The sequence below is a fragment of the Rhizobium hidalgonense genome (assembly GCF_002914525.1).
GTDB classification, from domain to species: Bacteria; Pseudomonadota; Alphaproteobacteria; order Rhizobiales; family Rhizobiaceae; genus Rhizobium; species Rhizobium hidalgonense.
This window is the reverse complement of the sequence record NZ_LODW01000093.1, coordinates 167,299-191,348: the sequence shown is the minus strand read 5'-3', so window position 1 is coordinate 191,348 and position 24,050 is coordinate 167,299. Positions and strand designations below refer to the sequence as shown.

The following is a 24,050-nucleotide window of genomic DNA, read 5'->3' as shown; positions in this document are numbered from 1 at the left end:
CACATAATAGGAGAATCGATATGACGGCGTCAACAAGAAGTGTGCAAAATACACATATTTCCGAAAAGCTGCGCGAACTGCACGGGGCTTTGATCGAGATCGTCAGCGTCATGAACCGGCCGCAGCGCGACGAGCAGATGGTCCGCGAGGCCGGTATTTCGCTCGACCGCGCGCTGTTTCCGCTCTTGGTCACGGTGGAACGCCTCGGTCCGATCGGTGTGGTCGAACTCGCCGACCGCGCCGGGCGCGACTACACCACCGTTAGCCGTCAGGTTGCCAAGCTCGAAAGCCTCGGCCTGGTCGAGCGGCGCGGAAGTGCTGCCGATCGCCGTGTGCGCGAGGCGGTCATCAGCCCGAAAGGCAAGGCCATGACCGACCGCATCGACGTGGCGCGCGAAAGGATCGGCCGCGCCATCTTCGAGCGCTGGGACGAGCACGAATTCAATGAACTGGTGCGGCTGATGCGGAGGTTCGCAGAAGATATCAGCGTCGATCCCGGCGACAGCACGTCGGCCCCGCATGATGAGCGCGAATGATCGTGGAACGCGCGAAGCCATTGCACCGGCGTGTCTCCAGTGCTTTTCTAGCGCCTCTGCAATTCAACGCTCTCCGGTGATTCCCAATGTTCGATATTCTGTGGCGCGGCCTGGCGATCGGCGCCGGCGCAACCATCCTCATGGACCTCTGGGCAATCCTGCTCACCAAGGTCTTCGGCCAGACGCCGCCGAACTGGGCGCCGGTCGGCCGCTGGTTCTGGCACCTTCGCCGCGGCAAGGTCTTTCACGACAGCATCGCCGATGCCGAGCCCTATGAACATGAGCTGGCGCTCGGCTGGATCAGCCATTACGCCGTCGGCATTCTCTATGGGGTGATTTTTGCACTCATCATGGGGCAGGGCTGGCTCGCCGCACCGACATTCCTTCCCGCCTGGATCTTCGGCATCATCACCGTCGGGGCAGGGTGGTTCCTGCTACAGCCGGGCCTCGGCATCGGCTGGGCCGCGTCGAAACATCCGAACCCCAACAAGGTCCGGTGTTTCAATCTGCTGGCGCATACGGTGTTTGCATTGGGGCTTTATGGTACGGCGTTGATCCTGCGCTGAGATCGCCAAGACCCCTCCCCACAAGGCCCTTGTGGGGAGGGGTTGGGGAGGGGTTTTTACAAACCATCTGAACCTCGCCTCATCGCGCCGCCCAATTGGCCCCGCGGCGGAAGATGGTTTTCATCTCCGGCACGTCGAATTCCTTGGCCTGGTGGCCGAGCGAGGAATAGAAGACGCGGCCCTTGCCGTATTTGCGCTTCCAGACGACAGGCATGACGACGCCGTCGATCCAGTAGGCGTGTTCGCCGGTGAATTTCGTCGTCGCCAGCACCTCGTTCGAGGGGTCGACATGCATGTAATATTGCTCCGACGTATAGGGGAAGTCGGCAATCCCCTCCATCAGTGGATCGTCGGGCCGGGTGATGTTGACGGTATAGTCGATGATGTTGCCGGGGTGAGCCACCCACTGGCCGCCGATGATGAACTGGTAGTCGACGGAGTCGCGGAAGGCATCGCCGGCGCCGCCGTGATAGCCTGATATGCCGACGCCGCTTTCGATCGCGGCGGCGAGGTTCTTGACCTCCTCCTTTTCGATCTTCGACATCGTCATGATCGGCACGACGAGGCTGAGATCATGCACCGAAGGGTCGGCAAGCGCCTCGGTGCCGTGTTCGAGATAGACCTTGAAACCGTCTTCCTCGAGCATGGTCTTGATGATTTCGGCGCATTCCTGCGGCTCGTGCCCGCTCCAGCCACCCCAGACGATCAGTGCTTCACGCATTCTCTTTCCTCCTGAAACTTATTTCGCCAGCCGTCCGTCGATGATGGATTCGGACAAGGGGGCAGGGCGTTCCACCGTCGTGGTAATCGTTACCGTCCGACCGGTCTCGGACGCCGTTTGGAAGGCTTCCATGACCTCGAGCACATGCAGTGCCAGATCGCCATTGGCGCGGTGCGGCCGGTTCGAGCGGATCGCATGCGCCATGTCGGCGACGCCGAGAGAGCGGAAATTGCCCTCGGCATACGGCGCGGTGACCGGCTGGTCCTCGAAGGCGCCGCCCTTCTTCAGATATTCGACAGGGCCGGCAAACTTGTTCGGGTCGGGGACGATAAGCGTGCCCTCAGTGCCGTAGACTTCGAGCGGCACGTGCTTGTGGCCGGCGACGTCGAAGCTCATGGCGATCTGGACGACGGCGCCGTTGGCAAAAGCCATCATGCCGGCGACATGGGTCGGCACATGCACGGGGATGCGCTCGCCGTTGCGCGGCTCGCTGGTCACGAGCCGTTCGGTCCGCGGCGTCGTCGCAAAGCCGGCGACCTGAGAAACCGGCCCGAGAAGATTAACGAGGTCGGTGATGTAATAGGGACCCATGTCGAGCATCGGCCCGCCGCCGACCTCGTAGTAGAAGGCCGGGTTCGGATGCCAGCGTTCATGGCCCGGGCACATGAAGCTTGCCGAGCCGCCGACCGGCTGGCCGATGACGCCCTGGTCGATCAGCGCGCGCGCCGTCTGATGGCCGCCGCCGAGGAAGGTATCGGGGGCCGCACCGATGCGAAGATTGCGGGCGCGCGCCGCCTCGGCCAATTTTTTCCCTTCCGCGAAATTAATCCCGAGCGGCTTTTCCGAATAGGTGTGTTTGCCGGCTTCGAGCGCCTGCATGGCGACTGCGACATGCGCCTTGGGAATGGTCAGATTGACGATGATCTCGACCTTGGGATCGGCGAAAAGCTCCTCGATCGACCTGGCGGGGACGTTGAATTCCGCAGCCTTCGCCTCCGCCAGTTCGCGGTTGAGGTCGGCGACGCCGCGGATCTCGAGAATGGGGAAGGATGCCATCGCCTTGAGGTAGGCGCCCGAAATATTGCCGCATCCGATGATGCCGATACCGACTTTGTCCATGAATTCCTCCATTGATCGTGGTGTGTGCGCCGCTCAGAGCGCCGGCCCGGTGGTGCTCCAGGGCGATTCGTAGAGTTCGTAGAGCGCCACCGCCGCCGCACCCTGCGCCCAGAAATCATCGCTCGAATCGTCGAAGACGAGTTCGCTCACCCCGCGCAGCGAGGGCGGAATGGCGAGCGCATAGGCATCGCGCAGGCTGTTGAGAAAGGGTTCGCCGAGCGCCAGGCTGGAGCCGACCAGGATCACCCGCGGCGGCGCAAACAGGGTGACGATATTGGCAATCGTCAACCCCACGGCTTCGCCGGCGCGGATGGCAGCACTGATCAGCCGGTCGTCATCGGCCTTGATCAGCGCCTGGGCATGGGTCATGCCGCGCCCGAGGCGGATCGCTTCAGCAAAACGCCCGTCGGTCTGTTGTTCGCCGAGGATGGCGCTTTCGCCGGCCTGGCTGAAAAGCCGCACCACGCCGTTCGGCCCCATGCCGAGCACAAGGTCGCCGAGATTGTGGCTGAGGCCGCCGGCGCCGCGGAACAGGCGGTTGCCGTGCAAGACGCCGAGCCCCAGCGTCTGTTCCAGCGAAATCAATACCATATCCTCCAGATCCCGGGCTCTTCCGAACCAGTGATGGCCGAGCGTGATGGCATGCGCGTCGCTTTCGACGATGGTCGGCGTTGCCAGCCGCGTCGACATTTCGGCGGCGAAATCGACATTGATGTCGCGAAAGATCGGGCTGCTTCTGATGTAGCCGGTGCGGTGCTCGATGACGCCGGGAAAACCAAGGCAGATACTTTCGACATCCTCCAGCGACAGCCCGGCATCGACGACGCAGCGCCTGACCCCGTCCTCGACCAGATCGGCGATGACGCCGATCGGCTGCCGGTCGATGCGGATCGGCAAAGTGAGCTTCGACAACACGTCGCCGCGGAAGTTGGTGACGACGAAAACCATCCGGTTGGCGGCGATCTTGCCGCCGACCACCCGGGCCGCATCGGGATTGAGCTCCAGCGCCACGCGTGGCCGCCCACGCACCGCCTCGTTGCGGATGTCGCCTTCATGACGCGGCAGGATCAGCCCGTCGTCGAGCAGCGAGGCGGTGATGGCCGAAACGGTTGTCGTCGAGAGCTCGGTCCGCTCGCTGATCTCGATGCGCGAGATCGGGCCATGGCGCCTGATGGTATCGAGCACGTTCAAGCGATTGATCGCGCGCATCAATTCTGGGTCTGCAGTCTTCATGAAAATTTGCCGGCAGTAGGTTCGTTATGCGAGCCAATATTTTTAACGGGTTACGAAATAAATAACAGGCAATTCCGCGGAGCTGTCAAGCGTAATTGACAAAAATTAACGCATTGGGTTGACATCCGGCAAAAGGTCCGTTGAATTAATCCGCATAGGGGAAAAATTGTGAGGATAGGTCCCCTGGGAGGAAAATCATGAATTGCATGCTGAAGAATGCCGCTTTCGGCGGCAGGCGCATCGTATCCATGGCCGCGGCAGCCGGCATGTTGCTGGCCGGAGCCGGGGCCGCCTCGGCGACGACGGTGGTCAAGTGGCTGCATCTTGAAACCGACCCGAAGAACCTCGCCGCCTGGGAAGACATCGTCAAGAAATACGAAGCCCAGCATCCCGACGTCGACGTCCAGATGCAGTTTCTCGAAAACGAGGCCTTCAAGGCCAAGCTTCCGACATTGCTGCAGTCCGACGACGTGCCGGATTTCTTTTTCAGCTGGGGCGGCGGCGTCCTGAAGCAGCAGTCCGAGACCGGCGCGCTTCAGGATGTAACGACGGCGCTGGATGCCGATGGCGGCAAATTGCGCAAGGCCTACACGCCGGCTTCGGTCGACGGCCTGACCTTTGAAGGCAAGACCTGGGCGATCCCGTACAAGGTCGGTCTGGTCAGTTTCTTCTACAACAAGGCGCTGTTTGCAAAAGCAGGCGTCAAAGCCGAGGAGATCAAGACCTGGACCGATTTTCTCGAGGCGGTGCAGAAGATCAAGGCGGCCGGCATCGTGCCGATTGCCGGCGGCGGCGGCGAGAAATGGCCGATCCACTTCTACTGGAGCTATCTCGTTATGCGCGAGGGCGGCCAGAAGGTCTTCGAGGCGGCCAAGAACGGCGAGGGCGAAGGGTTCCTCGATCCGGCGGTCATCAAGGCCGGTGACGATCTCGCCCAACTCGGCAAACTCGAACCTTTCCAGCCCGGCTATCTCGGCGCAACCTGGCCGCAGACGCTCGGCGTCTTCGGTGACGGCAAGGTGGCGATGATCCTCGGCTTTGAAGCGACCGAAGCCAACCAGCGGAAAAATGCCGGCGACGGCAAGGGGCTTTCGCCCGATAACATCGGCCGTTTCGTCTTCCCGACGGTCGAAGGCGGCGCCGGCAAGCCGACGGATACGCTCGGTGGCCTGAACGGCTGGGCGCTCACCAAGAAGGCCTCCAAGGAAGCCATCGATTTCCTCGCTTTCCTGACGAATGCGGACAACGAGCGGGCGATGGCCAAGGCTGGCATGCTCCTGCCTGTTGCCGTCGGTGCCGATGACGGCGTCGTCAACCCACTGCTGGCCGAATCGGCCAAACAGCTTGCTGGCTCGACCTGGCATCAGAACTTCTTCGACCAGGATCTCGGTGCGGCGGTCGGCCGTGTCGTCAACGACGTCGCGGTGGAAATCGTCTCCGGACAGATGAATTCCAAGGACGGCGCCCAGATGATCCAGGACGCTTTCGAACTGGAACAATAACCAGCGCCCGCAGTCCCCTGCCGGCGCTCCAGCAGTGGAGCGCCGGCATCGCTGCCGACGAAATGCGAAAGCAGGAACCATGGCCAATATATCAGTCCTATCGACACCGAGTGCCGCAAGGCCGGCAAGACGAGCCGCAAACAGCAGGAGCTCGGTCGCGCACGACCGCTTGACCGTGCTGCTCATCTTTCTGCCGCCGGCGCTGCTGCTCTTCACGCTCTTTGTCATCATGCCGATGGGCGAGGCGGCCTGGTACAGCCTTTACAAGTGGAACGGCTACGGCACGCCAACCGAGTTCATCGGGCTGCGCAATTTCCAGGTCCTGTTTCGCAACGCCGCTTTCACCCAGGCCCTGTTCAATAACGGCCTGATCATCGTCATCTCGATCTGCATCCAGGTGCCGCTCGCCATCTGGCTGGCGACGATGCTGGCGCACCGCATTCCCGGTGTCGTCGGTTACCGCCTGATTTTCTTCCTGCCCTATGTGTTGGCCGATGTCGCCGCAGGCCTCATCTGGCGTTTCGTCTATGACGGCGATTACGGCCTGTTTGCCGCTATTTCCAACTTCTTCGGCTTCGCCAACCCTTACGTGCTCGCCGACAAGGACCTGGCGATCTATGCCATCCTCGGGGTGATCGTCTGGAAATATTTCGGCTTCCACATGATGCTGTTCATCGCCGGGCTGCAGTCGGTCGACAAGAGCGTGCTGGAGGCGGCCGAAATCGACGGCGCCACCGGCTGGCAGAAGTTCCGTTACGTCACCCTGCCGCTGCTCGGCTCGACCCTGCGCCTTTCGATCTTCTTTGCCGTCGTCGGCTCGCTGCAACTCTTCGACATGATCATGCCGCTGACCGGCGGCGGACCGTCCAACTCGACGCAGACGATGGTCACCTTCCTCTTCACCTATGGCGTCATGCGCATGCAGGTCGGCCTCGGCAGTGCCGTCGGCGTCGTGCTGTTCGTCATCTGCGTGACGCTCGCCTTCGGTTACAAAAGGATCTTCATGCGCCATGACTGATATGAGCTCTTCCGTCCGCATGAGGACATCGACCCGCATCTATCTCTACGTGTCGCTGAGCCTGATCGCCGCGATCGTGTTGGTGCCGCTGCTGACGACGGCGCTCGGCGGCTTCAAGACGCTGGGCGACCTGCGCACCAATCCCTTCGGCCTGCCGACCGAGTGGCAATGGACGAATTATACGGACATTCTCTTCGGCGAACGCTACTGGCTGCAGATCGGCAATTCGCTGATCATTGCAGCGCTTACTGTGCTGCTGACGCTGATCGTCTCGTCGATGGCGGCTTTCGCCTTTGCCCATGTCCGCTTCTTCGGCTCGTCCTTCCTACTCAATTATTTCCTGCTCGGGCTGATGTTTCCGGCGGCGACCGCGATCCTGCCGCTGTTCATCCGCATCCGCGACCTCGGCCTGCTCAATACCTATTGGGGCGTGGTGCTGCCGCAGGTGGCCTTCGGCCTCGGCATGAGCATCCTGTTGTTTCGAAACTATTTCCGCAATCTTCCGGAAGAATTGTTTCAGGCGGCCTTCGTCGATGGTTGCGGTTATATGAGGTTCTTCTGGCATATCTCGCTGCCGCTTTCCCGGCCGATCGTCGCCACCGTCAGCATCATCTCCTTCGTCGGCAGCTGGAACAGCTACATCCTGCCGCTGATCATGCTGAACTCGGAATCCAAATATCCCTGGCCGCTCGGCATCATGGTCTATCGCGGCGAATACGGCACGGATTGGCAGCTGGTGCTGGCCTTCATCACCCTGACCATCCTTCCCACCATCATCGTCTTCTTCGTCGCCCAGAGACACATCATCGCCGGGTTGACCGCCGGCGCCGTGAAGTCCTGAGCCGAACCATTGGAGGTGTTATCATGGCATCCGTTGAACTGAACGACATTCGCAAGGCCTATGGCGCCGTCGACGTCATCCACGGCATTTCTCTTCATATCGAGGATGGCGAATTCGTCGCCCTCGTCGGGCCGTCCGGCTGCGGAAAATCGACGCTGCTGCGAATGATCGCCGGCCTCGAAGAGATCACCGATGGTGAAATCGCCATCGGCGGCAATGTCGTCAACGCCATGACGCCGCGCGAGCGCAACATCGCCATGGTCTTCCAGTCCTATGCGCTCTATCCGCACATGACGGTGGCTGAAAACATGGGCTTCAATCTGAAGCTTGCCGGCGTCGCCAAACCGCAGATCGAGGCCCGCGTCTCTGAGGCCGCCCGCATGCTCGATCTCGCCACATTGCTCGACCGCAAACCCGCCCAGCTGTCCGGCGGCCAGCGCCAGCGCGTCGCCATGGGCCGCGCCATCGTGCGCAATCCGGCCGTCTTCCTGTTCGACGAGCCGCTCTCCAACCTCGATGCGAAACTGCGCGTGCAGATGCGCTCGGAGATCAAGACGCTGCACCAGAAGGTCAGGACGACCTCGATCTATGTCACGCACGACCAGATCGAAGCGATGACGCTCGCCGACCGCATCGTCGTGCTCAATCACGGCAAGGTGGAGCAGCAGGGAACACCGCTCGAACTTTACCGGAAGCCGGCCAATCTGTTCGTCGCCGCCTTCATCGGATCGCCGGCGATGAACATGCTCGACGGCACGGTCGACGGTGTAAACGGCGAACCCGCCGCCCGCCTCGAAGACGGCACGGCGATCCGCCTCGCGCCCGACCGCAAGGTCAAGGCCGGCCAGGCCGTCACGGTTGGCCTGCGCCCCGAACATCTCATTCCCGGCATAGCGGCCGGCACACCGCTCGCCGGCCGCACCATGCTGGTAGAACCGACAGGCGCCCAGACCCATGTGGTCTTCGATCTCGCCGGACAACAGGTGACCGCCATCGTCGACGGCGAATACCCCGCCCGCTACGGCGCCGTGTTCGAGGCAAGTATTGCCAGCGATCAGGTGCATGTTTTCGACCGCGGCAGCGGTGTAGCGCTGTAGGTGAGGCCCGCCGGCGCATGCGAATATGCTCGACCGAAGAGATTGCCGAAACAGCCCCTCACCCGTAAACGGGGCTAGGGGACGTGCCACGCGAGAGGTGGCGAGAAACGGAGAGGCCGCGGCTTGTCCTTTCGCCCCGCTGGGCGGGGAGAAGGTGCCGGCAGGCGGATGAGGGGCATCTCGGGCGTAGAGTTGTCCGGGCCGAGGATGACCTAAGGAGCTAAGAAGAGCGAAGCGCCGCCCTCAATCTCCGAATTACTCAGCCGCAATCCGTTCAACACCGTTGGCCTGGACGATCTTCTCCAGCAGCGCCAACTCCTCCTGAGTAAGATCCGTCAGAGGCGGCCGAACCGGGCCGGGATTCTGCCCGAGCACCCGCAGGCCGGCCTTGATGATCGAGACGGCGTAGCCCTTCTTGCGGTTGCGCAGGGCGACGAAGGGGAAGAAGAAGCTCTTCAGGATCTCGTCGACGGTCGCCTGGTCGCCGGTGCGCAGGGCGCCGTAAAAGCGCTGGGCCAGCGCCGGGACGAAGTTGAAGACGGCCGAGGAATAGGTGGTCACGCCGGCGGCGAAATAGGCTTGTGCATAGACCTCATGGGTCGGCATGCCGCCGACATAGACGAGGCGATCGCCAAGCAGCGTGGTGATCTCGATGACCTTGTCGACATCGCCGACGCCGTCCTTGAACCCGATCAGGTTCGGGCATTCCTCGGCGAGCCGCGCAATGCTTTCAGCCGTCAGCACGGCGTTATCGCGGTTATAGACGATGACGCCGATGCCGACCGATTGGCAGACCGCCTTGACGTGGGCGATGAGGCCGGCCTGCTCGGCAAACATCAGATAGGGCGGCAGCAGCAGCAGCCCGTCCGCGCCTGCCTTTTCGGCCGCCTTTGCGATCTCGATGGCAAGCGACGTGCCGTAGCCGGTTCCCGAGATGATCGGCGTCTTGCCGGCCGACGCCTTGGCAGCCTTGACGACTTGCGGGATCTCGCTCGGGCTGAGGGAGAAGAATTCACCGGTGCCGCCGGCGGCAAACAGGGCCGCAGCGTCGTAACCGGCAAGCCATTCGACATGGCGGCGGTACTTCGCCTCGTCGAAAATGAGCTGGTCGTCGAAATGCGTCACCGGAAACGAGAGGAGACCACTGCCGACGGCCTTCTTCAATTCAATCGGGTTCATCATGAAAGTCCTGTTCCTTACCTGTTGAAATTGGCCGTCTCAGGCGCTTTCGAGCGTCTGCAGAAGGGCCGCGATATAGCCGTAGCAGTAGGCAAATGCGGTGGCGGAAGGGTCCTTGCCGGAAACGGTCGGCACATGGTCGGGCATCAGCATGTATTTGAAGCCGACTTCCTTGTAGATCCTGGCCGAGCGGACCATGTCCATGTCGCCCTCGTCGGGGAAGGTCTCCATAAAGGAGAGTTTGCCGCCGCGGATATTGCGGAAGTGAACATTGAAGATCTTGTTGCGTTCGCCGAACCAGCGAATGACGTCGTCGATCTCCTTGCCGGGATTTTCCAGCATTTCGCCGATCGAGCCCTGGCAGAAATTCAGGCCGTGATAGGGGTTTTCGCGCATCAGCACGAACTTCTTCAGGCCTTCGACGGTGCCGAGCACCCGCGTGACGCCGCGAAAGCCCGGCGGCGTATAGGGATCGTGCGGATGGCAGGCGAGCCTGACGCGATTGCTTGCGGCGACGGGAACGACACGTTCGAGGAAATAGTCGATCCGTTCCCAGTTTTCGTCTTCGGAGAGCACACCGGCAAGACCGGGTGCTGCCTGCTGATCCGTCTTGTCCCAGCGGAAGCTGGCATTCATCGATCCGCCGCGCCCTGGTTCGTCCGGTGTGCGGGGAATGCCGATCAGGTTGAGATTATATTTGACCGCCGGAATGCCGGCCGCCGCGGTATTCTCGATCAGCTTGCAAACGGCGTCGATCTGCCTGTCGCGCTCCGGGCCGGCAAGCAGGATATCGGGATAGGACGCCTTCTCGATCGGTTGCGAGGGCAGCGGCAGCTGGATCATGTCGAGAATCAGGCCGAAGCTTTCGACCTTGTCGCGGTGGCGCTCGAGGTCGGAAAGCGTCCAGCTGCTCGGTTCTCCCGGCGGGTCGGCGTTGATATGCTTCACACCCAGTTGCGCGAAGATACGATAATCGTCGTCATCCCGGGCGGCGACCTGTGTTCCCAGATACATTTGAGTCTCTTTCGAAATTACACAATGTCATATGACATAATATGAATTTGGAAGAGAGTCGAGCCCTATTGCTGTTCGGCGAGCATCCGGTAGCGACGTTGGCTGGCCAGCATATGGGCGCGCATCGCCTGGCGGGCGCGTTCCGGATCCTGATCGGCGATGGCCGAGAGAATTTCCACATGTTCGGCATAGACCTTTTGCAGATAGTCCCGGTCATTGGCCTCGGGCAGCGTCGGAAACTGGCCACGGGGGATGGCCTTGGCGCCGAAATGGCGGAGAACATCGACATAGAATCGGTTATTGGTGGCGGCGGCAATCGCCATGTGGAAGGCGTAATCTGCCTCCACCGTCTGTTGTCCGGCTTCAATCAGTTGCGCCATTCTGCGATTGGCCTCGCGGATGGCCGCCTCCTGCTCGGCGGTGCGGCGATAGGCGGCGATGGCGGCCGCTTCACCCTCGGCCGCCATGCGAAACTCCAGCAATTCCAGGGTTTCCGGAATGCTTTTGATTTCCACCGGCGTCAATGACAGCACCGAATGCGCCTTCGGGTCGGCGACAAAAACCCCTTTACCCTGAATCGGTTTGACGAAGCCCGCCGACCGGAGGTCGGCAATCGCCTCGCGAACCACGGTGCGGCTGACGCCGAAGGTGGCCTCCAGCTGCGGCTCGGTTGGCAGCTGGTCGCCGACGCGCAACTGCCCCGTTTCGATTTGCGCCCGCAATTGATCGATGACCTGCTGCGCCAGTCTTTGCCGGCCACGGCTGAGTATTGTCATTTTCCGCTCCCAAACCCCTTGGCATCAGGTCGCCCGCTCAGGTCTTGCAAATCATATCAGACTTCGTTAAATCATAATACGACATACGGGCGACATAATATGTCTTTTATAGTAATCCAGGGAGGACTGACAATGAAGCATTTTTCTAAAAGCTTGTTCGTCGGCGCCGTTTTCGGCGCCCTGACGATCGCTGCACCGCAGCTGCAGGCTGCGACCCCGCAGGATCAGCTGGTGATTGGTACATCGCTGGCCCAGGTTCTATCTCTCGATCCGCAGCAGGCGACCGAAGGCAAGGCCGTCGAGATCATGTCCAACCTTTACGACCGGCTGGTCGCCAGCACGGCGGACGGCAAGATCCTTCCGCAACTGGCCGAAAGCTGGAAGGTCGACGACAAGGGCATCACCTTCACCCTGCGCAAGGCCAATTTCGCCTCCGGCAACCCGGTCACCTCCAAGGACGTGGTCTATTCGCTGGCCAGGCTCTTGAAGATGGATCAGGCCGCCGCCGCCAACCTCAAGCGCGTCGGCTACGACAAGAACAATGTCGACAAGCTCGTCACGGCGGTCGACGACCAGACAGTGCGGATCGATCTCTCCGAGCAGGTGACGGCGGAGCTTCTCCTCTACCGGCTGACGACGACCACCACCAGCGTGGTCGACAGCGTCGAAGTGGAGAAACATGCCGTCGACAATGACTATGGAAACGCCTGGATGCGGACGCATTCGGCCGGCTCCGGACCCTTCACCCTCAATCGCTGGTCCCCGAACGAACTTGTCATTCTCGATGCCAACAAGGATTATATGACCGGCGCGCCGAAGATGAGGCGCGTCATCGTCCGGCATGTGCCTGAAAGCCAGGTCGAGCGGCTGATGCTTGAGCGCGGGGATATCGATATTGCCAGCGCCCTGACCGCATCGGATCTCGCAACGTTCCAGGACAAAAAAGGTTTTGCCATCCAGCGCATTCCGACAGGCGGCTTCTACGTGCTGTCGATGAATGCCGGCAACCAGTACCTCTCCAATCCCAAGGTCCGCGAGGCGATCGCCTACGGCATCGACTACAAGGGCATCGAGAAGACGATCATGGGGCCATACGGGCGGGCCAGAAACGTTCCCGTTCCCGAGAATTTCGAATATGCCATCGCCAATCCCGACTGGCATCTCGACGTCGAAAAATCCAAGCAGCTGCTGAGCGAGGCGGGTTTCAAGGACGGCTTTTCGCTGACGCTGAAGACCATTGCGCAGACGCCGCGCATCGATCTTGCCACCGCCATCCAGGCATCGCTTGCCCAGGTTGGCATCAAGATCGACATCCAGCAGGGCAATGGCTCGGAAATCATTGCCGCTCATCGCGCCCGGGATTTCGATCTGCTGATCCCGCAGACCAGCGCCTACATGCCGAGCGTGCTCGGTTCGATGGAGCAGTTTTCCTCCAATCCCGACAATTCGAAAGAGGCCAACAATGCCGGCAACTTCGTCTGGCGTTCGGCCTGGGATATTCCCGAACTGACGGCCCTGACGGCGAAGGCATCGATGGAGCCGGACGCCAAGAAGCGCGGCGAACTTTACGTTCAGATGCAGAAGATGTTCGTCGAACAGAAGCCGGCCGTGCTGCCGCTGTTCGAGCGCTTTGAGCCGATCGTCCTCAACGGCAAGGTGCAGGGATATATCGGGCATCCGTCTCAGCTGACGCGGCTCGAGAACGTGACCAAGGTAGAAACCCAGTAAGACTCCCAAGGCAAGCCGATCATGAAGGAACTCTCCGTAGCCGAATTTGGCCGACGCCTGGCGCATTTGCTGGTCAGCCTGTTCATCCTCCTCTGTGTCACCTTCGTGATCGGCCGCGTCTTGCCCAACGATCCGGTCGGCGCGATCGTCGGCGAACTTGCCGATCCCGCCGCCTATGCGGCGATGCGGGCGCGCCTGGGGCTCGATCTGCCGATCTACCAGCAGTTTTTCCTTTATCTGAACGGGCTGGCTCATGGTGATTTCGGCACGGCCGTGCTCACCGGCAATCCCGTCTCTTCCGACCTTGCCCAGGCGTTTCCGGCGACATTCGAACTGGCGACGCTGGCAGTGATCATCTCGACCTTCGTCGGTGTCCCGCTCGGGCTCACCGCCGCCCTGTTTCGCGACAGCTGGATCGATAAGGTCGCCCGCGTGGTCGCACTCGTCGGCCATTCGATCCCGGTCTTCTGGTTCGGCATTGTCGGGCTGGTCATCTTCTATGCCGGCCTCAACTGGGTCGGCGGCCCGGGCCGCATCGATGTCTTTTACGAAGGCCTCGTCACGCCGCGAACCGGCCTCCTGCTGATCGACAGCCTGCTGCAGGGCGAGAGCGAAATCTTCTGGAATGCGCTCGGCCATATCATTCTTCCCGCCGTCATCCTGGCCTATGCGGCGATGGCCTACATCACCCGCATGACCCGCAGTTTCACCCTGGAGCAGCTGAGCCAGGATTACGTCATCGCGGCCCGGGCCAAAGGCGTCAGCCCGACCGGCACGATCTTGCGCCATGTCCTGCCGAACATTGCCGTGCAGCTGATCACCATCCTGGCCATTTCCTATGGCGGGCTGCTCGAAGGCGCTGTCGTGACCGAGATCGTCTTCTCCTGGCCGGGCATCGGCCAATACATGACGAACGCCCTCATGATCGGCGACATGAACGCCATCGTGGCTGGCACCATCATCGTGGGATTCATCTTCATGCTGTTAAACTTCCTCGCCGACGTCGCTTACGCCGTCTTCGATCCGCGCATGCGGGAGGCAGCCCGATGAGTGACGCCATCCGCAGTGACATTCAGATCCGCCCGCCAAGCGTGTCGACCCGCATCGCGGCGTCGTTTACGCGCGCCGGCCGCAAATTGGCTGCCGAGCCGCTTGGCCTTGCCGGCTTCGTCATCCTCGGCCTGCTCTGCATCGTCGCGATCTTCGCGCCGCTTCTGGCGCCTTACGATCCGGTCGTGCAGGCGCTGGGCGATGCATTGCAGCCGCCGAGCCTGGCACACTGGGCCGGCACCGACGAATTCGGCCGCGACATTCTGAGCCGGCTGATCTTCGGCACGCGCATCACCATTCAGACGGTGCTGTCGATCTCGCTGATCGTCGGGCCGATCGGCCTTTTGATCGGCGTCGTCGCCGGCTTCTTCGGCGGGCGCACCGATGCGCTGCTGATGCGCGCCACCGATATCGTTCTGTCCTTCCCGTCGCTGATCCTGTCGCTCGCTTTTGCTGCAGCGCTCGGCGCCGGCCTGACCACGGCCATCATCGCGATTTCGCTGACGGCATGGCCGCCGATTGCCAGGCTCGCCCGCGCCGAAGCCCTGGTCGTTAGAAATGCCGATTATGTGGTTGCCGCCCGCCTTTACGGCGCCTCACCGATCCGCATTCTTCTGCTCTACATCGCACCGATGTGCGTGCCATCGGTCATCGTTCGCCTGACCCTAAATATGGCGGGCATCATCCTGACGGCAGCATCACTCGGCTTTCTCGGCCTCGGCGCCCAGCCGCCGGCGCCGGAATGGGGGGCGATGATCTCCAACGGCCGCAAGTTCATGCTCGATTATTGGTGGGTCGCCGTCATGCCGGGTGTCGCCATCCTGCTGACCAGCCTTGCCTTCAACATCGCCGGAGATGCTCTGCGCGACCTTCTGGATCCCCGCCATGCCAGATCTTGAAATGAAAGATCATGATTTGCAGCCCGTTCTGTCCGTCAAGGGATTGAGCGTCCGTTTCGGGCGAGGCGCCGTGCCCGCCGTTTCCAACGTCAGTTTCGACGTCGGGCGCGAACGTGTCGGCATCGTCGGAGAATCCGGTTCCGGCAAATCGACGACGGGTCGCGCCATCATGCGTCTGCTGCCGCCGGCCGCCGTCGTCACCGCCGAACGCCTGGATCTCGGCGGCGATCCGTTGCTGTCGAAGAGCGAGCGGCAGATGGGCGCGCTACGCGGCAAGGATATCGCCCTGATCATGCAGGATCCGCGCTATTCGCTGAATCCGGTGCTCTCGATCGGCAAGCAGATCGCCGAAGCCGCGCGCCTTCACCTCGGTCTCGGCAAGAGCCAGGCGTTCGACGCTGCCCGCGCCATGCTGGAGCGCGTGCGCATCAGCGATCCCGATCGGGTCATGGCGCTCTATCCCCACCAGATATCCGGTGGCATGGGCCAGCGCGTGATGATCGCAATGATGCTGCTGGCCCGGCCGAAGCTTGTCATTGCCGATGAACCGACCTCCGCACTGGATGTCAGCGTCCGCAAGGACGTGCTGCTGCTGCTCGACGAGTTGGTGCGCGAAAACAACTCCGGCCTGCTGTTGATCAGCCATGACATTCGCATGGTCGCTGCTTTTTGCGAGCGCATCATCGTCATGTATGCCGGCCGCATCGTCGAAACGCTGACCAGTCTCGAAGAGGCCCGCCATCCCTATACGCGCGGGCTGATAGCAGCACTGCCCGACCCGAAAAACCCGGTGCGGCGGCTTGCGGTTCTCGACAGGGCAAAACTCGATCTGGAGGCGGCGCAATGATCAATGTCCGCGACCTCGATGTCGTCTTTGCCTCGGGCAAATCAAGCAATCATGTCGTCCGCGGCATCAGTTTTCAGGTCAACCAGGGCGAGACGCTCGGCATTGTCGGCGAATCCGGCTGCGGCAAATCGACGGTTCTGCGTTGCCTCGCCGGCATGGAGGCGGGTTGGACCGGGCAGATCGAGCTTGGCGGCAAACCGATCGGCAAGAGGCGCTCGCGCGAGGAGCTGAAATTCGCCCAGATGGTGTTTCAGGACCCTTACGGATCCCTGCATCCGCGCCATCGCATCGGCACCGCGTTGGCCGAGCCGCTGCGCGCCATGGGCCAGTCCGAGATCTGGTCGAAGGTCGAAAGAGCCTTGATCCAGGTGGGATTGCCGGCAAGTTTCGCCAGTCGTTTTCCCCATGAGCTTTCCGGCGGCCAGCGGCAGCGGGTAGCGATCGCCCGGGCGCTAATCCTGTCGCCGCCGATTCTGCTGCTCGATGAGCCGACATCGGCGCTCGACGTCTCGGTCCAGGCCGAAATCCTCAACCTGCTTGCCGATCAGCGCGAGGAAAAGGGACTGACCTATCTGCTTGTCAGCCATGATCTCGCTGTCATCGCCCATATGTGCGACCGGGTGCTGATCATGAAAAACGGCGGCTTTGTCGACGAACTCACCAGGGCGGATCTGCAGGCCGGCACCACCCATGATGCCTATGCGCGCGAACTGTTCGAAGCGAGCTTTATGGAAGCTTGATATTTCGCGCTGGTGCGCCACCGACCGCTGCAACGCTGCCTCTTTCGACGAGATGGCAGGCAAGCTCGACGCGGCGCCGCGGTGTCGCAAGGCCGAGCATCATGTCGCGCAGCAGGTCGAGCGCGGTGGCGCCGAGTTCGCGCATCGGAATATGCACCGTCGACAGCGGCGGGTTGAGAAAGGCCGATTGCGGCAGGTCGTCGATGCCCATGACGGAGACGTCCTGCGGCACGGCATAACCCATCGCCTGCAATCCGCGCACGGCGCCGGTGGCAAGGCTGTCGCCTGCCGTCAGGACGGCGGTGAAGGAGAGGCCTTTGTCGCGGACGAGGCGGGTGAGGGCTTCGGCCCCGAGTTCCGGCAGCCAATCGTCGACCTCGAGCACCAGATCGGCATCGGCCTTGAGCCCGTGATGCAGCAGAGCGTCGCGCCAGCCCTCCAGTCGCCGCTCGATCGTCCGTCGCCCCGGCCGCAGCATAAACAGGATGCGTTTATGGCCGGCCTGGATCAGCCGCTCGGCGGCAATGAAGGCGGCCTCGCGGTTGCAGGGGGTCACACTCGACAGCCGCATATAGGGATCGTCGCTGTTGACGAGCACGACGGGCTTTCCGAGGCCGGCGGCCCCCGCCAGCATGTCCTCCTCGTCGACCGTCAGAATCAGCATGCCGCCAAAGCTCGGATCGTCCCGCATCTCGGCGACGACGCGGGCTTCATCTCCTTTGTCGGCGATAGGGCGCATCGCCACCTCGATGCCGAGAGCGGCCGCCCGCGCGTTCAATCCCTCGAGCACGTAGAGGGTGAACTGGTTGCGGACATAGTCGATCATCGCCGCGCCGGAGGCAACGAGCATGACCTTCTTGCCGGCGACACTTGCCGGCAAGGCGTAGCTGACCGCGCTCGCCGTTTCCAGCACCAGCTTGCGGATCTCGGGCCTGACGCCCTTCTCGCCGGCGAGCGCTCGCGACACCGTGCTGATCGATACGCCGCAGCGGGCGGCGATGTCGTCGAGGCGTGTGCGCCTGCCCTTTTTCTGCTCCGTGGCCATGACATCTCCTCGCTCCCTGTCTATTGTGCAAAAATCTTTCAGATTGCGCAAATGGAATGCCTATGCACAATTGCTTTTAGGAGTCCGCGACAAGCGACAGAGCAGGGAGGCTTTGAAGATGCGGTTTGACGGCCAGTCCACGCGTCGGTGTTTTGCCCGGCGTCTTAAGGTTCGAGCGGGCTAAACATGGCCGCCGAGCAGCAATCCCATCTCCGCCGCCAGACTGCGAAACAAAGGCCGATCGTCTATTGGCAGCTGGGCCATCTCTCGCAGCAGCGCTACGACGTCGCCGATCGGCCGATGGAAGGCAGCATGGATCCGTTCTTCTTCGTCACCAAGACGAAGAACTTCATCCCGCACGAATATCCCTGCCGCACTGAATTCAAGAAATCCTTCTCCGGCCGTCGGCCGCAGCCGGCAGCCGAATTCGAAGCAAGCCGCTGGTGGCTTCCCTTTGCCTCTCCGCGTGTGGATCTCTCGGGCTTCTGGTTTCGCCCGACCCGCATCGGCTGCTGGGCGCGCACCTTCCTCGATGCCCGCTCCGCGGGTTCGGCTAGGCTTCGCCTGTCGACCTGTGGTGGCGCGATCCTCTTCGTCAATGGCGCCGAGCAGGGCTTCATGGCGCCTTACGAGCGCAATCTGGAAGCCCAGCAGATCCTCGAGGTCGAGCTCGCCGTCGGTCTCAACGAGATCCGCGTCTATGTCGACGATCTCGCCGAACGCGACGCCCGTTTCTATTTCCAGCTGGATTATCTCGAAGGGCCGGAGGTCGAAACGGCAGTCCCCGTTCCGATCGCTGCCGGTGATGCCGATGCGCTGGAGGCGATCCTCGAAGGCATGCGCTTCGACCGCACCGCCTATCTCGGCGAGGACGTGACGATCCTGTTTCCGGCGCCGCTACCGGTGGCGCTCACCTGCCATGTCGAGATCGAAGGCGACTTCATGTCGACAGAGCGTTTCGATTATGATTTCGCGCTGGAGAAGGGCGCAACCAGGCTGGAACTCGGTGCCTCGGCTGATATGCCCGCCGATTTCCGCCATTTCCGCATCGCCTTCAAATCAGGCGAACTTTCGCTCGGCCGCACGCTCGGCGTCGAAATCTGTCATCCCGAACGCCAGGGGCAGGCGCCCGCCGCATTGGCGGACCGTATCGCCGAGGCGCTGGCCGAGGTTGCTGCCCATTCCGAGCCGGATACCGTCTGCGCTTTCGCGCGGCTGGCGTTGGGGCAGGGTGGCGAAGAGACCGAGGCAATGATTGCGGCGATGCTGCCTGTTATCGAGGACTGTCACGACTGCGCCGATTTCGTGCTGGTGCCGCTGCTGTTTGCCTATACGCGCTGGAGCGATCTGCTGTCGCAAGGCCTGCGGCAGAGGATCGAGCACGCCGTTCTCCATTATCGCTACTGGATGGATGAACCGGGCAATGACGTTCAGTGGTATTTTTCGGAAAACCACGCGCTTCTCTTCCATACCGCCGCCTATCTCGGCGGCCGGCTTTTTCTCAATGCCGTTTTTGTCCGTTCCGGCCGCACCGGCGCCGAGCAGATGAAGGTCGGCGAAGAGCGCGTCCGCGCCTGGCTCGATCACTTCGAGAAATGGGAAATGGCGGAGTGGAATTCCGTTCCCTATTTCCCGATCGACCTCAAGGGCCTGACGGCGCTCGCCGCCTGCGCGCCGGATGAGACGATCCGCGCCCGGGCGAATGCCAGCATCGTTCGGCTGATGGAGATCGTCGCCCGTTCGGCCCATCACGGTATGCTGACTGGCAGCCAGGGCCGCTCCTACGAACATACGCTACGCCCCGGCCGCTCGGTCGAACTGTCGGCCATCGCCCGGCTGCTCTGGGGCCGCGGCTGGTACGGCCGGCGCGTCCACGCTTTGCCGCAGCTTGCTGTCTGCATCCGCGATCACGGCCTGCGTTTTCCCGAGGAGTTCGCGGCGATTGCCGCGCATGACGCCGACGACGCGCGGGAGTGGACCTTTTCCCAGGGCGAGAACCGTTTCGCCGCGCTCTATCACTACAAGACGCGCGACACCGCGCTCGGCACCATCGCCCATTATCGTCCCGGCGCCTGGGGCTACCAGGAGACAGTGCTGCATCTGCGCTTGGGTCAGCGGCCGGAAGCACAGATCTGGATCAACCATCCCGGCGAAACCATCCAGTTCGGTTATGGCCGGCCGAGCTTCTGGGGCGGCTGCGGAACGCTGCCGCGCGTGCATCAGTATCGCGATCTCGCCATCCTCGATTTCAACATCCACGAGGGCCAGCCGGATTTCACCCACGCCTGGTTCCCGGTCGAAGCCTTCGACGAAACGGCGGTCGGCGGCAATCTGGCGCTCGCCCGTTCCGGCAACGGCCTGGCGCTGCTGATCGGCAGCGGAGCACTGGTGCCGGTGAAGGAGGGTCCGACGACGGATATGGAGCTGCGCCTGGCCGCACGTAAGAGCCGATGGATTGTCCGTCTCTCCGATCTCGATCGGGAGGGCGACCTTGCCGGCATGCAGGCGCGTTTCGCGGCACTCCAGGCCCACCGAGACGACAAGGACGCACTGATCGTCGCCGATCCGGATTATGGCCAGGTCATCTTCGAAGAGGACGGCACCGTGTGCGCCGAAGGCCGTATTCTGAGACCTGCGGACTGGTCGGTGCGGGGAGAAGCGGTACATCTGGAGATATCAGGCAGGCAGCCTCGGCGCGCCGCCTCGTAGACGACATGTCCGGCAGGTGGAGGACCTGGCCGGGCGCAGGAATTCATTGGTCAAGAGGAGGAGAAAATGACCAGAATGAAATCGATTGGCGCGGCCTTTGCTGCGGTTCTCTTGAGTTCCGTTGCCGCCCATGCCGGCGACGTGCGCATCATGTGGTATTCCGACGGCGGCGAGGGTGCTGTCATCAAGGATCTGCTGGCGCGCTTCTCGAAGACCAATCCCGATGTCAACGTCATCCTCGACGAGGTTTCCTATGACGTCGTAAAGGAACAGCTGCCGGTGCAGCTCGAAGCCGGGAAGGGGCCCGATATTGCCCGCGTCACCAATCTGAAGGCCCAGGCCCAGCATTGGCTCGATCTTCGCCCGCTGCTCGCCGATGCCAAATACTGGGACGACAATTTCGGCGCCCAGGCCGACTGGATGCGTCCCGATGGCTCGAACGCCATCACCGGCTTCATGACGCAGCTGACGCTGACCGGCGGCTTCGTCAACAAGACGCTGTTCGAGCAGGCCGGCGTCGAAATTCCCGGCCCAAAGGCCACCTGGGATAATTGGGCAGTCGCCGCCAAGAAGGTCGCCGACAGCCAGAAGGTCTTCGCCATGGCGATCGACCGCTCCGGCCATCGCGTCTCCGGCCCGAATATTTCTTACGGCGCCAACTATATCGCCGCTGACGGCAAGCCGGCGCCGATCGACCAGGGCTCCAAGGATTTCCTCAGCCGCTTCGTCAAGTGGAACGAGGACGGCACCATCAACAAGGATGTCTGGGTCAGTGCTGCCGGCACTACCTATCGCGCCGCGGCCGACGACTTCATCAATGGCGGCCTGGCCTATTATTATTCGGGCAGTTGGCAGATCTCGGGCTTTGCCCAGAAGATCGGCGACAGTTTCGATTGGGTGATGGCGGGGAGCCCCTGCGGCACGGTCGCCTGCACCGGCATGCAGGGCGGCGCCGGTCTCGTCGCCGTCAAATACACCAAGAACCCCAAGGACGTCGCCAAGGTGATGGACTACCTGGCAAGCGCCGACGTGCAGAAGGAGTTCGCCGAGCGCAGCCTGTTCATTCCGGCGCACAAAGCTGTGGCCGCCGGCCAGATGGACTTCAAGACCGACAATCCGCATGTGCAGGCGGCGCTGAAGGCCTTCGTCGAGTCGGCCGCCCAGACGGCGGCACCCGCCATGAAGCTGCCGGGCTGGAAGTGGTCGGACGCCTATTACAGCGCCATCGTCGCCCGCATCAGCCAGGTGATCGCCGGCGAAATGAAGCTCGACGACGCCTATGCCCGCATCGACGAGGACATCAAAGCCAAGGTTGGCGGCAACTGACGGACGAACGGATGGCGGACAAAACGGTTTCCTCCGAACCACCTGTCAAAACCGGCCTGCGGCAGGCGCTGATTGCGCCTGTCCGGGTCGCCATGGGCATCGTCGATATTCCCATGCGTGCCTGGCAGAAGCTGACGGGGCTGAACGGCATGGCTGGCGTCTTCCTGGCGCCCAACATGCTGATCTTTTCCGTCTTCGTGCTGCTGCCGCTGGTCATCAACTTCATCTATTCGACGACGAGCGGCGGCGCCATCTTCCTGCCGAACAGAACCTATGTCGGCGCCGAGCAGTACCGGATCCTGTTTGATTGCCGCTCCTATCTCGATCCGTCGACCTGTGCGGCCGACACGTTCTGGGCGGCCGTGCGCAACACCGCCGTCTTCGTCGTCTTCCAGGTCTCGGCGATGCTGATCACCGCACTCGCAACGGCTTTGATCCTCAATCGCGAGCTTTCCAATCGCGGCTTCTGGCGCGCCGTCTTTTTCTTTCCCGTGCTACTGTCGCCTGTCGTCGTCGGCCTGATCTGGAAGTGGATACTGCAGCGTGAAGGCCTGTTGAACTATGCGCTCAGCCCCTTCGGCTTCGAGCCCTTCTCCTGGCTCAGCGATCGTTTCTGGGCCTTCTTCTTCGCCGTCTTCGTCTCGGTCTGGGCGCATATGGGCTTTTATGCACTGATCCTGCTCGCCGGCCTGCAGGCGATCCCCCGGGATCTCTACGAGGCGGCGGCGATGGACAAGGCAAGCCCCACCCGGATCTTCCGGCGGATTACCCTGCCGCTGCTGATGCCGAACCTCATTGTCGTCCTGGTGCTGGCGCTAATCCGCGCCGTGCAGATCTTCGACGAGGTCTTTGTGCTCACCGGCGGCGGGCCCGGCACCAGCACCATGTACATCACCCAGTTCATTTACGAGACCGGTTTTGCGAGTTCGCTGCGCAATCCGGGGCTCGCCTCGGCCGCTTCGATCCTGATGGGCATTGTGCTCGTCATCCTGACGCTGGTCCAGCTCGGCGTCAGCAGCCGCAACGAGAAGAAGGGGACACGCCAATGAGCGCCGTCGGCACCTTTCTGCTGCGCCGCCGCGGCCGCGGCTGGCACTGGACTGATGTTGTCACCTGGATATGGCTGATCTCGGGCGTCTTCCTGATGTTCGGCCCGGCCGTCTGGCTGGTCTTTTCCTCGTTCAAGACGCCGGCAGCACTCGCCGAATTCCCGCCATCCTTCCTGCCCTATGTCACCGAGCAGGCCGTGGTGCCGGGCTACGACAAGCCATTGCCGCTTTATAATGTCACGATGCCGGATGGCAGCAGCCGCCAGCTCGCCGAAGTCCGCCGCATCGGCATCATGGGCCAGATGGTCGATCCGAAACAGCCGGGCGACATCGTCAAGGTCAACATCAAGGACCGCACGCCGGTGCGCCAGGTCGATTTCGCCGGCGGCAATTACACCGAACCGTTTCAGCATTTCGATTTTCTGCTGTTCCTGCGCAACTCGGTTTTCGTGACGGTGGTCGCGACAGCCATCACGCTGCTGGTCAATTCCATGGCCGCCTTCGCGCTGTCGAAATACCAGTTCCCCGGCCGCACCGCCGTCATGCTGATGATCCTGGCGACGCTGATGGTGCCGCTCTCGGTCATCGTCGTGCCGCTCTATTCCGTCATCGGCACGCTGAACCTTTTCGACAGTCTCTGGGGCGTCATCCTGCCGACGGTCGCCACCCCGACAGGGGTCTTCCTGCTCCGGCAATATATGCTGACCATCCCCGACGAACTGATCGACGCCGCGCGCATGGACAAGGCCAGCGAATGGCAGATCTACTGGCGCATCGTCCTGCCGCTGTCGGCGCCGGCGCTGGCGGTGTTGGCGATCTTCTCGGTCGTCTGGCGCTGGAACGACTTCCTCTGGCCGTTGATCGTGCTGTCGCGCAAGGAGCTTTACACGCTGCAGGTCGGCCTCAACGTCTATGCCGGCGAACTCAATGTGCAATGGCACTACATCCTCGCCATGACCGTCGTCTCGATGATCCCCGTCGTGCTGATCTTCGTCTTCCTGCAGCGCTTCATCACCACAGGCATCGCCGGCTCGGGGCTGAAATAATATGAAACA

The 24,050-nt window shown here is 62.1% G+C and carries 22 protein-coding genes; 15 read left to right on the top strand and 7 right to left on the bottom strand.

Features of this window, described 5'->3' with window-relative positions; all coding sequences use genetic code 11:
- The first annotated feature begins 20 nt into the window (after positions 1–20).
- Entirely contained in the window at positions 21–536 is a 516-nt protein-coding gene (locus ATY29_RS28750; protein WP_097533540.1) for a MarR family winged helix-turn-helix transcriptional regulator, read from the top strand.
- Positions 537–622: 86 nt separating this feature from the next.
- Positions 623–1,102, top strand: a complete 480-nt coding sequence (locus tag ATY29_RS28745) for a DUF2938 domain-containing protein (RefSeq protein WP_097533538.1) — start codon at positions 623–625, stop codon at positions 1,100–1,102.
- A 79-nt stretch (positions 1,103–1,181) separates the two neighbouring features.
- Here the strand turns inward: ATY29_RS28745 and ATY29_RS28740 are convergent, their stop codons facing one another.
- Genes ATY29_RS28740 through ATY29_RS28730 form a run of 3 tightly spaced genes read right to left on the bottom strand, consistent with a single transcriptional unit; the run spans position 1,182 to position 4,175 of the window.
- Entirely contained in the window at positions 1,182–1,823 is a 642-nt protein-coding gene (locus tag ATY29_RS28740) for a ThuA domain-containing protein (RefSeq protein WP_010065671.1), read from the bottom strand.
- 18 nt (positions 1,824–1,841) lie between these two features.
- The gene (locus ATY29_RS28735) at positions 1,842–2,942 is read right to left on the bottom strand and encodes a Gfo/Idh/MocA family protein (RefSeq protein WP_097533535.1); all 1,101 of its coding nucleotides are present in this window, start codon (positions 2,940–2,942) and stop codon (positions 1,842–1,844) included.
- Between the two features lie 33 nt (positions 2,943–2,975).
- Positions 2,976–4,175, bottom strand: coding sequence for an ROK family transcriptional regulator (locus ATY29_RS28730; RefSeq protein WP_097533533.1), 1,200 nt, complete (start codon positions 4,173–4,175; stop codon positions 2,976–2,978).
- Positions 4,176–4,372: 197 nt separating this feature from the next.
- Here ATY29_RS28730 and ATY29_RS28725 point away from each other — a divergent pair, with 197 nt between their 5' ends.
- The 4 genes from ATY29_RS28725 to ATY29_RS28710 all read left to right on the top strand — a co-directional run bounded on the left by ATY29_RS28725 (position 4,373) and on the right by ATY29_RS28710 (position 8,633).
- On the top strand, positions 4,373–5,677 hold the full coding sequence (locus ATY29_RS28725) for an ABC transporter substrate-binding protein (protein ID WP_097533531.1): 1,305 nt from the start codon (positions 4,373–4,375) through the stop codon (positions 5,675–5,677).
- Positions 5,678–5,756: 79 nt separating this feature from the next.
- On the top strand, positions 5,757–6,695 hold the full coding sequence (locus tag ATY29_RS28720; protein ID WP_025416130.1) for a carbohydrate ABC transporter permease: 939 nt from the start codon (positions 5,757–5,759) through the stop codon (positions 6,693–6,695).
- The gene (locus tag ATY29_RS28715) at positions 6,688–7,536 is read left to right on the top strand and encodes a carbohydrate ABC transporter permease (protein WP_003573253.1); all 849 of its coding nucleotides are present in this window, start codon (positions 6,688–6,690) and stop codon (positions 7,534–7,536) included. The genes ATY29_RS28720 and ATY29_RS28715 overlap by 8 nt, the downstream gene beginning before the upstream one ends.
- Before the next feature lie 23 nt (positions 7,537–7,559).
- Complete coding sequence (locus ATY29_RS28710; RefSeq protein WP_097533529.1) at positions 7,560–8,633, top strand: ABC transporter ATP-binding protein; 1,074 nt, start codon at positions 7,560–7,562, stop codon at positions 8,631–8,633.
- A 255-nt stretch (positions 8,634–8,888) separates the two neighbouring features.
- Here the strand turns inward: ATY29_RS28710 and kdgD are convergent, their stop codons facing one another.
- From kdgD to ATY29_RS28695, 3 genes are all read right to left on the bottom strand, one after another.
- Entirely contained in the window at positions 8,889–9,815 is a 927-nt protein-coding gene (kdgD, locus tag ATY29_RS28705; RefSeq protein WP_003573248.1) for a 5-dehydro-4-deoxyglucarate dehydratase, read from the bottom strand.
- 36 nt (positions 9,816–9,851) lie between these two features.
- Positions 9,852–10,826, bottom strand: a complete 975-nt coding sequence (locus tag ATY29_RS28700; protein ID WP_003573246.1) for a mannonate dehydratase — start codon at positions 10,824–10,826, stop codon at positions 9,852–9,854.
- A 65-nt stretch (positions 10,827–10,891) separates the two neighbouring features.
- Positions 10,892–11,602: a FadR/GntR family transcriptional regulator gene (locus ATY29_RS28695; RefSeq protein ID WP_025416133.1), complete on the bottom strand. Its 711-nt coding sequence runs from the start codon at positions 11,600–11,602 to the stop codon at positions 10,892–10,894.
- Between the two features lie 132 nt (positions 11,603–11,734).
- Between ATY29_RS28695 and ATY29_RS28690 the strand changes: the two genes are divergently transcribed.
- The 5 genes from ATY29_RS28690 to ATY29_RS28670 are packed head-to-tail and all read left to right on the top strand — an operon-like array spanning position 11,735 to position 16,866.
- Positions 11,735–13,330, top strand: coding sequence for an ABC transporter substrate-binding protein (locus tag ATY29_RS28690; RefSeq protein WP_097533527.1), 1,596 nt, complete (start codon positions 11,735–11,737; stop codon positions 13,328–13,330).
- Between the two features lie 21 nt (positions 13,331–13,351).
- On the top strand, positions 13,352–14,380 hold the full coding sequence (locus ATY29_RS28685) for an ABC transporter permease (protein ID WP_025416135.1): 1,029 nt from the start codon (positions 13,352–13,354) through the stop codon (positions 14,378–14,380).
- The gene (locus ATY29_RS28680) at positions 14,377–15,279 is read left to right on the top strand and encodes an ABC transporter permease (RefSeq protein WP_097533525.1); all 903 of its coding nucleotides are present in this window, start codon (positions 14,377–14,379) and stop codon (positions 15,277–15,279) included. Before ATY29_RS28685 ends, ATY29_RS28680 begins: the two co-directional genes overlap by 4 nt.
- 1 nt (position 15,280) lies before the next feature.
- The gene (locus ATY29_RS28675) at positions 15,281–16,126 is read left to right on the top strand and encodes an ABC transporter ATP-binding protein (RefSeq protein WP_097533610.1); all 846 of its coding nucleotides are present in this window, start codon (positions 15,281–15,283) and stop codon (positions 16,124–16,126) included.
- Positions 16,123–16,866: an ABC transporter ATP-binding protein gene (locus ATY29_RS28670; protein ID WP_003573232.1), complete on the top strand. Its 744-nt coding sequence runs from the start codon at positions 16,123–16,125 to the stop codon at positions 16,864–16,866. Before ATY29_RS28675 ends, ATY29_RS28670 begins: the two co-directional genes overlap by 4 nt.
- On the opposite strand, the gene ATY29_RS28665 is transcribed toward ATY29_RS28670, so the two are convergent.
- Positions 16,853–17,911: a LacI family DNA-binding transcriptional regulator gene (locus tag ATY29_RS28665; RefSeq protein ID WP_025416138.1), complete on the bottom strand. Its 1,059-nt coding sequence runs from the start codon at positions 17,909–17,911 to the stop codon at positions 16,853–16,855. The two genes, ATY29_RS28670 and ATY29_RS28665, sit on opposite strands and share 14 nt — an antisense overlap.
- Positions 17,912–18,097: 186 nt before the next feature.
- Between ATY29_RS28665 and ATY29_RS28660 the strand changes: the two genes are divergently transcribed.
- The 4 genes from ATY29_RS28660 (at position 18,098) to ATY29_RS28645 (ending at position 24,041) form a co-directional block, all read left to right on the top strand.
- Entirely contained in the window at positions 18,098–20,620 is a 2,523-nt protein-coding gene (locus ATY29_RS28660) for a hypothetical protein (protein WP_097533523.1), read from the top strand.
- A gap of 66 nt (positions 20,621–20,686) precedes the next feature.
- Positions 20,687–21,946 carry an ABC transporter substrate-binding protein gene (locus ATY29_RS28655; protein WP_097533521.1) on the top strand — a complete coding sequence of 420 codons (1,260 nt, stop codon included), beginning with the start codon at positions 20,687–20,689 and terminating at the stop codon, positions 21,944–21,946.
- Between the two features lie 11 nt (positions 21,947–21,957).
- On the top strand, positions 21,958–22,995 hold the full coding sequence (locus tag ATY29_RS28650) for a carbohydrate ABC transporter permease (RefSeq protein ID WP_097533519.1): 1,038 nt from the start codon (positions 21,958–21,960) through the stop codon (positions 22,993–22,995).
- The gene (locus ATY29_RS28645; RefSeq protein ID WP_003573222.1) at positions 22,992–24,041 is read left to right on the top strand and encodes a carbohydrate ABC transporter permease; all 1,050 of its coding nucleotides are present in this window, start codon (positions 22,992–22,994) and stop codon (positions 24,039–24,041) included. Before ATY29_RS28650 ends, ATY29_RS28645 begins: the two co-directional genes overlap by 4 nt.
- The last annotated feature ends 9 nt before the right edge of the window (positions 24,042–24,050 follow it).

Excerpts from the sequence above, each read along its gene's own strand:
- ATY29_RS28660 (WP_097533523.1), top strand. The coding sequence starts at position 18,098 with ATGGCCGCCGAGCAGCAATCCCATCTCCGCCGCCAGACTGCGAAACAA.
- ATY29_RS28650 (WP_097533519.1), top strand. The coding sequence starts at position 21,958 with ATGGCGGACAAAACGGTTTCCTCCGAACCACCTGTCAAAACCGGCCTG.
- ATY29_RS28695 (WP_025416133.1), bottom strand. The coding sequence starts at position 11,602 with ATGACAATACTCAGCCGTGGCCGGCAAAGACTGGCGCAGCAGGTCATC.
- ATY29_RS28735 (WP_097533535.1), bottom strand. The coding sequence starts at position 2,942 with ATGGACAAAGTCGGTATCGGCATCATCGGATGCGGCAATATTTCGGGC.
- ATY29_RS28720 (WP_025416130.1), top strand. The coding sequence starts at position 5,757 with ATGGCCAATATATCAGTCCTATCGACACCGAGTGCCGCAAGGCCGGCA.
- ATY29_RS28725 (WP_097533531.1), top strand. The coding sequence starts at position 4,373 with ATGAATTGCATGCTGAAGAATGCCGCTTTCGGCGGCAGGCGCATCGTA.
- ATY29_RS28700 (WP_003573246.1), bottom strand. The coding sequence starts at position 10,826 with ATGTATCTGGGAACACAGGTCGCCGCCCGGGATGACGACGATTATCGT.
- ATY29_RS28690 (WP_097533527.1), top strand. The coding sequence starts at position 11,735 with ATGAAGCATTTTTCTAAAAGCTTGTTCGTCGGCGCCGTTTTCGGCGCC.
- ATY29_RS28665 (WP_025416138.1), bottom strand. The coding sequence starts at position 17,911 with ATGGCCACGGAGCAGAAAAAGGGCAGGCGCACACGCCTCGACGACATC.
- ATY29_RS28645 (WP_003573222.1), top strand. The coding sequence starts at position 22,992 with ATGAGCGCCGTCGGCACCTTTCTGCTGCGCCGCCGCGGCCGCGGCTGG.
- ATY29_RS28730 (WP_097533533.1), bottom strand. The coding sequence starts at position 4,175 with ATGAAGACTGCAGACCCAGAATTGATGCGCGCGATCAATCGCTTGAAC.
- ATY29_RS28750 (WP_097533540.1), top strand. The coding sequence starts at position 21 with ATGACGGCGTCAACAAGAAGTGTGCAAAATACACATATTTCCGAAAAG.
- kdgD (WP_003573248.1), bottom strand. The coding sequence starts at position 9,815 with ATGATGAACCCGATTGAATTGAAGAAGGCCGTCGGCAGTGGTCTCCTC.
- ATY29_RS28655 (WP_097533521.1), top strand. The coding sequence starts at position 20,687 with ATGACCAGAATGAAATCGATTGGCGCGGCCTTTGCTGCGGTTCTCTTG.
- ATY29_RS28710 (WP_097533529.1), top strand. The coding sequence starts at position 7,560 with ATGGCATCCGTTGAACTGAACGACATTCGCAAGGCCTATGGCGCCGTC.
- ATY29_RS28675 (WP_097533610.1), top strand. The coding sequence starts at position 15,281 with ATGAAAGATCATGATTTGCAGCCCGTTCTGTCCGTCAAGGGATTGAGC.
- ATY29_RS28685 (WP_025416135.1), top strand. The coding sequence starts at position 13,352 with ATGAAGGAACTCTCCGTAGCCGAATTTGGCCGACGCCTGGCGCATTTG.
- ATY29_RS28670 (WP_003573232.1), top strand. The coding sequence starts at position 16,123 with ATGATCAATGTCCGCGACCTCGATGTCGTCTTTGCCTCGGGCAAATCA.
- ATY29_RS28715 (WP_003573253.1), top strand. The coding sequence starts at position 6,688 with ATGACTGATATGAGCTCTTCCGTCCGCATGAGGACATCGACCCGCATC.
- ATY29_RS28680 (WP_097533525.1), top strand. The coding sequence starts at position 14,377 with ATGAGTGACGCCATCCGCAGTGACATTCAGATCCGCCCGCCAAGCGTG.
- ATY29_RS28740 (WP_010065671.1), bottom strand. The coding sequence starts at position 1,823 with ATGCGTGAAGCACTGATCGTCTGGGGTGGCTGGAGCGGGCACGAGCCG.
- ATY29_RS28745 (WP_097533538.1), top strand. The coding sequence starts at position 623 with ATGTTCGATATTCTGTGGCGCGGCCTGGCGATCGGCGCCGGCGCAACC.